Annotated in this window: 6 protein-coding genes and 1 pseudogene; all 7 read right to left on the reverse strand. The window is 58.3% G+C overall.

All coding sequences use genetic code 11. From position 1 onward, the window contains the following. Positions 1 to 270 precede the first annotated feature (270 nt). Positions 271 to 525: a PAAR domain-containing protein gene (locus tag B0G73_RS26195; RefSeq protein WP_106284125.1), complete on the reverse strand. Its 255-nt coding sequence runs from the start codon at positions 523 to 525 to the stop codon at positions 271 to 273. Positions 526 to 554: 29 nt separating this feature from the next. Beyond that, positions 555 to 1,544 carry a hypothetical protein gene (locus B0G73_RS40140; protein WP_146144236.1) on the reverse strand — a complete coding sequence of 330 codons (990 nt, stop codon included), beginning with the start codon at positions 1,542 to 1,544 and terminating at the stop codon, positions 555 to 557. 20 nt (positions 1,545 to 1,564) lie between these two features. Next, the gene (locus B0G73_RS40145) at positions 1,565 to 2,242 is read right to left on the reverse strand and encodes a hypothetical protein (RefSeq protein ID WP_146144237.1); all 678 of its coding nucleotides are present in this window, start codon (positions 2,240 to 2,242) and stop codon (positions 1,565 to 1,567) included. Positions 2,243 to 2,317: 75 nt separating this feature from the next. Continuing rightward, positions 2,318 to 4,669 carry a peptidoglycan DD-metalloendopeptidase family protein gene (locus B0G73_RS26200; RefSeq protein ID WP_106284126.1) on the reverse strand — a complete coding sequence of 784 codons (2,352 nt, stop codon included), beginning with the start codon at positions 4,667 to 4,669 and terminating at the stop codon, positions 2,318 to 2,320. A 41-nt stretch (positions 4,670 to 4,710) separates the two neighbouring features. Further along, entirely contained in the window at positions 4,711 to 7,005 is a 2,295-nt protein-coding gene (locus tag B0G73_RS26205) for a type VI secretion system Vgr family protein (protein WP_374957036.1), read from the reverse strand. 21 nt (positions 7,006 to 7,026) lie between these two features. Next, positions 7,027 to 8,895 carry a type VI secretion system baseplate subunit TssF gene (tssF, locus tag B0G73_RS26210; protein WP_258193436.1) on the reverse strand — a complete coding sequence of 623 codons (1,869 nt, stop codon included), beginning with the start codon at positions 8,893 to 8,895 and terminating at the stop codon, positions 7,027 to 7,029. A 129-nt stretch (positions 8,896 to 9,024) separates the two neighbouring features. Then, a pseudogene (tssG, locus tag B0G73_RS40640) lies at positions 9,025 to 9,519 on the reverse strand (type VI secretion system baseplate subunit TssG); the annotation flags it as partial. Positions 9,520 to 9,535 lie beyond the last annotated feature (16 nt).

A 9,535-nucleotide genomic window follows, 5' to 3' on the forward strand; every position in this document is an offset into this window, starting at 1 on the left:
ATTTGTTGGGGAGCACAGGGGGAAATTTTGTGGGCCGGCCACCGCGTGCCGATTCATCTGCGTCAGCCACCTTCCGGTCCGGCCACGCGGCCCGAGTGTATTTGCCCGCCTGGCACGGCGGAAGCGTGCGGCGGTACAGGATTAAACGCATCCGGTAATTACGCGCCGGCCGTGCGCAAGCGGGGGGCATTGGATTCATCCTGTTGGTGCATTCCGCTCGATACTCGGTTAGCCGGCCAATCACGGTCGGCCTGATTCAGGGTCAACGACTCAATCGAGCATCCAGCTATCGTCGCCTTCGATCAGTGTGCCGCCGTGGCTGGTCATATCGCCCTTGCGGGCGACACCCGCGCCGCCGAATGTGGAGGCCGAGCCAGTAACGATGACCGCGCCGCAGCTTGTTTGATCGCCTATCCGGGCGACAGCACGGCCGTTGACCGTCACGCCACTTGCACCGCTGATGACAGTGCCGAACCCGTGCATAGGGCAGGAATGAAGATGACCTACGAGAGCGATGGGGCGCATAAAAACCTATATGAGATACCTGCAATGGATCAACGGCAAATAATTTTCTGAAAAACCGGGTATCTCGCAATTCGCCATTTGTCTCCAATATTTTCTGAAATATATGAGAAATGAGTGCGATACCGTTTCCCATCGAAACGGTAGATGGCGATATTGCTGCTCCCCATGTCTCCTCGGGCTTCGGTTTTGAGATCAGGAAGTCCGTTACACCAATGTCGTTTTTGATCGAAGGGACCGTCGTCAACGTGTAAAAGCTGGGTGGCGGTCGATTTTGACGACAATCTGAATATCCAGGACGGGGAATTTACCTGAGTGGACTCCATATCAATATTGCAATCCGCAAAAAGTAAGTTTTCGTGCCTGTTAGCACATATGCTTACCGATATGCCGCTTGCGCCGCATTGATCTTTGATGTTTTTTATAATTGCACGCGAGTTCCGAATCAGACCGGCGGCCGTATTGATATCAATCGCTTTCTTTATTTTGCATGTGTCACCTCCTGTATTTTCCAGCGAAGACTTGGAATTTCGATATACTGGTTCGAGTTTTACTATTATCTTTTGTAGGGTTGTCTTCAAGCAAGTCCTGTTTTTGCAAGATGCCAGTTTAGCATTCTGTGTCTGGACAGCTCGAAATAACGATTCTGGATCGTCTGAGGCAGCAATCGACGCGTACTGCAGGAAACTCGCCTTGAAAATCAAAGGGGGAATCCGGGCGTCTGTGCAGGTTCCCTTCGGATATCGTTCGCGGGCTTCCCGCACCATGCGCTGAACCTCAATGTCGCTTTCGACGGAAACGTCGTAACACGGCGAAAGTAGAATCTGCGTAGATACATACGCCGGAGAGAACTGACTTAGAGATGGAATATCCAAATCGCCTGCCGCTCTAACGCCAGGCAGCCAGCCGATGAAAATAATAGCCGCCAAAATTTTAATAGAGAGGATCGCGAAAGGGATTCCATTGTCAAGCGAAAATAATGGCGATGATCTTGAAAAATAACGTGACACCAGGAACTTCATATATATTGTCTGTTCGCGAGCTACTCTTCGTTGAATTGGATGGTTTTTATCATTTCCAATAAAATATTGTAGCTAAACCCACTGTCGAGATCAAAATCCTCTGCATTTCGTGTGACGCAATACTGTTGCATTGTCGCGCTTGACTTCGAATTTCCTATCACAATGCGAATGCACCGATTGACGGAAGAATATCGCTGACAATAATCAGGTGCCGTGATTTTTCTGTTGGAGTTTTTGTAGATGTCCTCTACCAACCACCCCCTCCAATTCCGACCACTAAGTTTGATAGAGGTTGCGCTTGTTGCGACAGCGCACGCGGATGGGACTATTTTTCTAGTATGTACATTGCCATTCTTTTCAGCCACAATGAAGCTATCTTTTTTCCTCAGCATTTGATCAATGCCAACACGTCGAATATTTAGCGATGGAATTCTTTCAACCCAACTGGGATCATGAATTCCGAACCCTTGTGGCGCGAGTGACAAAACGGTCCCGTTGTCGGATTTATATGATCCAAGGCAATCGAGAAGTTTTCCTTTGCCATCGGGAGACAGCGCGGAGGGAAGTTCTATCGAAATTCCACATGTTTTGGATGGTTTTCCAGAAATCAACAGTTGATGGTCGGCATTTGACGCCGCAAAACTGGATATCCAGGTAGAGAAAAAAATCGTTGCGATCAGTATGCTCCGGGCTCGCATTTTTATTTCCTTGAAAGATGATATATAGCGGCTCGTTCAGTTACGAGGCGAGATTAAGTTCGGTCTGAAATGGCATTACTCTTCCCTCTGCCTCATCAGCGAAGGATCTGTCGGCATATTCGGTGCATCGCCAAGAATAAAATTCACGTAATGAAAAAACTCTCTACGCTGGGGAAGTCCGGTGCTCCCCCCATTAACTGGTGTCGTGATCGCGGCGACATTCGCATCAGCTACTCCTACGTCCGCACGGCGATCAATATTCATCCCGCTTCGCAGGGCCCCGGTGTTGGGTGACTGCATTACCTTACTAATCCAGAAGTACCCGGCTGAATCGGCGACGGCGGTTGCATCGGAAGAAAGCAGTTCAGGATTGGGATCGGTCGTGAAGTCGCGTCCGCGAAAGCGACTGTACGCAGCGTAACTGCCACGTCCGGTAAGATGAATTAGCCCCCGGCCGCGAAACCTTGCCCCATCGCCCGTTTGCGTATTTCCCATCGACACCGCCTTCTGGTGAACTTCATCCGGTCGTTGCGCTATATAGTCGGGTCGATTTCGACCGTGCAGAAACCCCATCGCTTGTAGCCAATCATGTTTGTGATCGAAGTCGTCCCCAGCCTCTTGCGGAGTTAACGCCTCGTACATCGTGCGGAAATACCGGCTGTCGCCAAGCTCGACCGTTGCCCTTAGCGCTCCGGTTTCTTTGAATATTTGCGCTAGGAAATGGGCCTGTCTTTGAGGAGTCGAAAAGCCATACTTCCTCCACATGCGATTTATCGCCGTATGCATATCCGGAGGCATGAAACCGTGGTCATTGTTGCCTGAATGCCATCGGTTTTGCGCCGTCTGCCATGGAATTTCTCCGCCTGCATTGGGACTGGACCGTTTGGGCAATGTCTGTGTCAGCTCTCGAAGGCTCCGCCATCCGCACTTCTTGAACATCTGAATAAACCGCCCCGGATGAAAGTGGTAGTGAACCTTGCCCAGCGTCAGTCCGTGTGCCTGAGCGTCCTCCCAGAAGGCCAGCGCTGCGTGGTGCTGTTTGAGCTTCGTATAGGCGTCTGGACTCAGACAGCCGGTCATTAGCGCTGAAGCCGGCAGATCATTCGGATCAGTGCCCTTGAGCCAACGCCAGCGCGTATCGAAGTCGTCGCGCGACCACTCTGTCGGCATCTTTACAACGCAATAGCTGAGCCGTTCCCGCGTCGGACCGTCAAGGCTGCGCGCGTAAGCTCGCGCAATGCGTTCGCGCTTTCTCTGCGCCTGCTGTTCGGCTGGCGTCGGCGCGGCTGCCCCGCTTGTGGCCGCTGGCGGACTCACAGCCGGCGGTGCGCCCGGGTCAAGCATGGCAATCAGCACATCGGAATCGCACCGGCTGTTGCCGTCTGTATCGTCGTCGACAAACGTCCACCCCAGCCAGTCGGGGGAATCCGCATCGCTGTAGACTCTGACGCCGGGACCATTCAGATTCGCATACACAGCCGTGTGATCGACCGGTGAATGAATCTGCCGGATGTGCGGCAGGCGTCCCTGATAGAGATCTGTCGCTGCCGGTGCATCTGGGCCGATCACCCGGCCAAAGCGCAGCATTTCATAGCCTGCGCTGGGGCATCCAGGATAGCGCCGGGTGGCACGCTCATACAGGCCGTAGGCATCTTCCGGCGTCGCCGAGCCAAGTACCGCGCCCCGGATGCTGCGTGTGGTCAGGGTGATCAAGCCAGTGGACTCTGTGATACTTACGATCGCCGGCTCCGTTGTCGTCGCCTGCACCGGCACCTGCCACGCGGGATGGGCTGCCGAGCCAACCGATGGATCGCTGGCATAGAGTTGCGTACCAGCTGGCAACACGACGTGAATGTCGCCCCACAGACTATTGGTTCGCCCCTGTTCCGCTGCCAGCGGCCCGTGGTTACGCCCCATCAGTGCCACGACGCTGGTGGCGTCGGCGACGATCTCGAAGTGGATACGGTTCGGCTGGCCGTAGATCGCGCCAGGCAAACCGATCGCGTCCTTGCGGTACACCCTGCTGCCGCGCGCCACCTGGGTCGTGTGCATGTGCTGGTAGATCGAGTAGAACTCGACGTTCACCCCTTCGCCAATCTCCGTTGCGTGCTTCAGGATCACCACACCGTTGCTCGTCCAGCCCTTGTAGTACAGCAACGGATGCGCCGCGATGACCGCTGGATCGTCATGATGCTGCGGAATGTCATCACTGCCACGCGCGAACACGACCTCGCCGTCGGCAATCGCGCACACTGGCTCCGAGCTGTCCGCATTGCCCTGCGCTTCGAGATGGATGCCTCCATGCCAGCCAAATTCGCGGCTGACGGGAAACGCGCCCTTGCCACTGCGTTCGCCCAGGGTCGTGACGGGTTGCGTTGAGTCGTCCTCATGCGCGGCTGCGCTGAGGAAGGGTTGGCTGATCAGCATCAGGTTTCCTATTTTTTTGTTCGTCTGTTTTGGGAATGGGTTTAGTCCGACAACGGCACATGGCCCGGATCGAGCAACTGGCCCGGCAGTGGAATGCCATGCATTCCAGGCACTCCCCCCGAGCCATCCTCCTGAGTTAAGGCACCTTTGAGCTTTATCGCGATGCCCTCGATCGTGACGCCGCTACTATCAATGGTGAAGCTGCCACCGGGTGCCTTGATGACCAGTCTGTCGCTTGCCTGAAGCTCATATATCTGTGTCCGGCGCGCGATGGCCTGCCCCGCCCGAAGCTGATGACGACCCTGCACGACATGCTCCGCGTTCCCGCCGGTTTCGATCTGGTAGTCGGCCGCAATCCGGTCCCGCCGACTGTTGCCCACGTTCTCCACACGGTCCTTGCCGATCGTGACCGTCTGGTTCCGTCCGACCGACACGGTATCGTCCAGCCCGACACGGCGCCGGCTGTCATGTGCAATATCGACCTGCTCGTCGTTGCCAACGTGGCGCGCGCGATCATGGCCCACCGTAACGGTCTGGTCGTGCTCGACCGCATGCACCTCGTCGTTTTCTACTTCGGTACGGAGGTTTTTCTCGGCATGAATCCATACTTCTTCGCGGCCCTTCTTGTCCTCGAAGCGAATCGCGTTAGCGGTGCCATAGCCGCCCTCCTTCGTAGAGCGCGATAGCGTCCCGCTCTGCGTCGCGTTATCCGGTAGCTTCCACGGCGGCATGCTCATCGCGTTGTACACGCGCCCGGTCACGATGGGCCTGTCCGGGTCACCGTTTTCGAAGTCGACAATAACTTCAGTTCCAACCCGCGGAATGTTGATGCCGCCGAAGTTACTGCCCGCCCACGGATAAGACACGCGCACCCAGCACGACGAATTCTGGTCATTCACGGGTGACCTATCCCAATGAAACTTCAGCTTCACACGTCCGTACTGGTCGGTCCAGATTTCACTTCCCGTGTACCCAGTCACGATCGCCGTCTGCGGACCCGTTGTGCGCGGTTTGCTCACCGTGCGCGGTGGCCGGAACATCGTGGTCGCCGGCTGCACTTCGAAAGTCGTATTGACCCGATACTGGCCTTCGCCGGTTACTTCGCCGATCTCCTCGGCATCTAGCCTGACGCGGATCACCAGGTACTCGCGGTTCGCCGCTTCCTGCGGATAGCTCGCCAGCGTGAATGTCGTGCCGCACACCACATCGCGCAGGTTGCCTCGGCCTACGGCGCGTTCTCCCCGAGCGCGGATTTCCTGCATGCGTACACGCGCGAACTGCTCGCCCTGCTGCGGGTCGGTATAGTCGCCCGGCCATTCGTAGACTGTCAGATCGTTATGCCGCGCGCCCTGCGGCAACGCATTCTGTACCGCCAGGTTTGCGCTCGGCTTCGTGAAGTCGAAATCATCCGTCGTCCAGATTCCCGACTGGATGCTCTCGGTCGTGTCGAAGTGGCTGACATATTCGGCGTCGATCTTCCTGTCAGGCGGGAGGTACTGCAACGTGTGATACGCCTCGCTGACCACGCGCCTGTGCGCGCCGAGATTATCGACAAGCACCATCCGGTGCACGCCGTTCGAGTGCTCGAAGAACCAGTAAATTCCGTGTTCTTCCATGAGCCTCTGAATGAACGAAAAGTCCGACTCACCGTACTGCACCTGATAGACGAGCCTCGGATACGTGCCGCCCAGGCGCTTGACGTACGAGTACATGTAGTTGCCTTTGAGTACCTCGTCGATAATCTCGACCACCGAGCGGTTTTGAAAGATTCGGTAGTCCGTGCGCTGTCCGGCGAGCACGATCCACGGCTTGAGAATCAGCCGGTAGTGGTACTGCCGGTTTAGCGGCGCAACCAGACTTGCCGCCGTGACGATGCCGCTGATTTCCCGTTCACCCTTGCCGATATTCGCGGCGCCCGAATGGAAGGTGCCCATCCCGTCGAGCTGGACGGTCACGGTCAGCTCCTTGCCGACCATCGCCTTCAGGTCCAGATTGGCCGCGGCGCTGTCCGGCAGCAGCGGACTGAGCGGCGTGACCAGTCCCAATTCATATTCGTAGATCTTCGAAAGCGCTTCCTCTCCCCTGATCGAGCGTATCAGGAGGGCAGGTTCGCCGTCGTCCAGCTTCGGCAGCGCGGCGCCGCTAACGGTGAAGGTACGTGGAGTCATGAAGTTCAACATAGGCTCGATCCTCCGTGTGAACTGGACCGGTCGCCACTCATGAGACGAATCCCGTTGTGCCGGGCGTGCGACGCCCTGCGTTCTGTCATGCGTGTCTGCATCAATCGTTTCCCATGAACGCCGCGCGCCGTGTCGATCGCCCCGGCTGCCTGCCATGCCTTTTCCCTGCGGTTCTACTCATGCAACGCCCCGCGTGCCCATACGCACCGGCCAGGTCGCCACAGGGCCGCGCTGCGTCGAGCGCAGTTCGGTCTCGATGAACGAATGGGCCGATGCACCTCGCGCGAGAAAGCGCTCGAGAATCAGGCCGAACAGGTAGGGGCTCACGCCATGGAAGCCCGCTTCGTCGACCGTGAGCACGCACTCGGCGCCGCAACCAAACATGATTTGTCCATCGCCCGGGAGCATGCGCGTGACCGTGCGCATGCTGACATCGACCAGACTGTCGATCATCTGCCGGTAGACCTCGTCACCTGGCGCGAGGAACAGCCCTAGCAGATTGCGCAGGCCCGCGGCCGACGGGTCTTCCAGAGCGAGGTAACTAAAGTTCAACTGGCGGATCAGCCGCCAGGCGGTTTCCCGCTCCGCATACGGTGCGCGTGGCACACTAGGTGAGCGAATCAGGCCCACGCACAGAACCGGGGCAGACTCTCCGAGCGTCAGATCGTCGCGCCCGTCTGGCACGATCAGGTTCGGAAGTTCACGATTGGTCAGCAACGCGCTGAGCGTGAGGTAGTTCATGCGCTCGCCGTAAGGTTGCCCGTCGTGATCGACCAGCGAGACCGAGGTTTGCGTGCCGATGTAGGGCGTGCGTGTGCCATAGCGGCGGCGTGACAGTTCCGGCGCCGAGCGGCGTTCGCGACGCGAGGTGAAATAGCGCCCGTGGTTGCCTTCATCGTTCGTCAGTGGCTCGTGCAGCGGCCGGAATTGGAGCGGTGCCGATGTCTCGCTGACCTGACCATGTAGGGCCTGCACGGAGAACACGTCGTAGTCGAGCGGCTGGAGTGCGTTCGGCACCAACTGGAATTCGGTGCCGGATTTCGGCAACTCGACGGGATCGGATGTGCGAGGAAAAAGGTTGATGACCGGCGTGCAGAAAAGCGCGAACTGCGAGGCATCGACCTGGTCCGCCAGCGGGTCGGTGTGTCGGTCCAGCAGCACGACGACCTCCGCCTCGCGCCCACGCACCTGGCGCAGGCCAGGTGCGAGACCGGTCAGCGTGAAGAAGTAAAAACGCGACGGACAGACGGCAAACTCGTGCAGCAGATTGTGTCCATGAAATTTCGACCCTGCGAGCGGCAGGAGGCTCTGTCCCGGATCAAGCCCTTCATGTACCACCGCATCGCGGCTTACCGCGTGAAACGGACTGCCGGGCGTGCCGAGGTTTTCCGGCTCGCCGGTAATCGACGCGACGGCCGCAACGTGCAGCAGTTCGAACAGGCGCGACGCCAGCTGTTCTTCCCCGGCCAGGTACACGGGTAACCGATCCAGTCCCTGCAAGTCGGCGATGCAGGCTTCGCCGGTGGTGCGCAGTCTCAGACGCAGAGCGCCGCGCACGTTGGTATGTCCACGCGCATACCGGTCGGGCGCGGGGATATCAGGAGGAATGCCGGTCAGCCGTGCGCTTACGATTTCGAGCGGATACAGCGTTACCTCCTGACTGCTACGAAACTCGCACGCCGTGGTTTCACCGTCGGACACGCGACTGATGAAGGTGGCGCCGCGCGCAATGCGGACGCCCTCGGCGAGATCGCCTTCCGCATCGTCTGGATACAGTCGTGCCACCGCCATCGATGGCGTCGGCGCGAGGTAATTCGGATAGAGGCATTGCAGCAGGGGGCGCGTGAAGTCGGGGAATGCGGCGTCCAGTTTCATGCGCATGCGGGCGGACATGAAAGCGAATGCCTGGACGAGCCGCTCGACATACCTATCGCCGATTTCACCCGCCTGCATGCCCAGACGCCTGGCGATTTTTACATGCGCCTGTGCGAATTCGGCGGCAAGTTCGCGCAGGTACAGCAACTCCTCGTTGTAGTACGTCAGCAGATCACCCGCGCCGGTTTCCGGGCGTTGACGGTACGGTACGGATCGCCTCGCCAACTGCTCCACGTACTGTTCCGGTTCGAAGCGCATGCCGGTAATCGGCGCATCCGTGGGTGCCTGTCCAAGCCAGCTGGACCAGCCGAGTTGTTCCGTTCCACCCAGCACCGCAGGCGGTGCGCCCTGTGGCTTGATGCGCAGTTCCAGTTCCCACCGGTAGCCGCGCCCGACAAATTCCCTCACGCATTCGACCAGCTTCGGCAGGTCCACGCCCTGCGCCGTGAAACGCAGATACACCTGCAAGTCGAGCGGCCCCAGGACAATGCGGAACCGGTGCTGGCGGTCCGGCACCTGCTCACCGAGCATCGCGCCCATCGCAAGCGTCGAAGACTCCACGGGCTTGCCGAGATAACTGTGGCTGGCCGGCGCCATTTCCAGCCAGTGAAAGACGTATTCCTCGATCGCGACCGGTACGCCGAAGTACTGCTCAAGCGTCGCGCGCAGGCCGTCGGGATTACGCGCTTCGCGCACCAGATGCGCAGAGGCGGCGAGGCGCGCATGGGCAGGAAACGGCCGGCCGGCGATTTCGTCGGGATCGTGGCCGGCGAGGCTCGCGACAAAAAAGGAGATGTTTCGTCATCCTTCC

It is taken from the genome of Paraburkholderia sp. BL25I1N1 (assembly GCF_003002025.1).
Classification (GTDB): Bacteria; Pseudomonadota; Gammaproteobacteria; order Burkholderiales; family Burkholderiaceae; genus Paraburkholderia.

What these genes read in the sequence shown, in the direction of transcription:
- B0G73_RS26200 (WP_106284126.1), bottom strand. Translation starts at nt 4,669, where the DNA reads ATGCTGATCAGCCAACCCTTCCTCAGCGCAGCCGCGCATGAGGACGAC.
- B0G73_RS40145 (WP_146144237.1), bottom strand. Translation starts at nt 2,242, where the DNA reads ATGCGAGCCCGGAGCATACTGATCGCAACGATTTTTTTCTCTACCTGG.
- B0G73_RS26205 (WP_374957036.1), bottom strand. Translation starts at nt 7,005, where the DNA reads ATGGCAGGCAGCCGGGGCGATCGACACGGCGCGCGGCGTTCATGGGAA.
- B0G73_RS40140 (WP_146144236.1), bottom strand. Translation starts at nt 1,544, where the DNA reads ATGAAGTTCCTGGTGTCACGTTATTTTTCAAGATCATCGCCATTATTT.
- B0G73_RS26195 (WP_106284125.1), bottom strand. Translation starts at nt 525, where the DNA reads ATGCGCCCCATCGCTCTCGTAGGTCATCTTCATTCCTGCCCTATGCAC.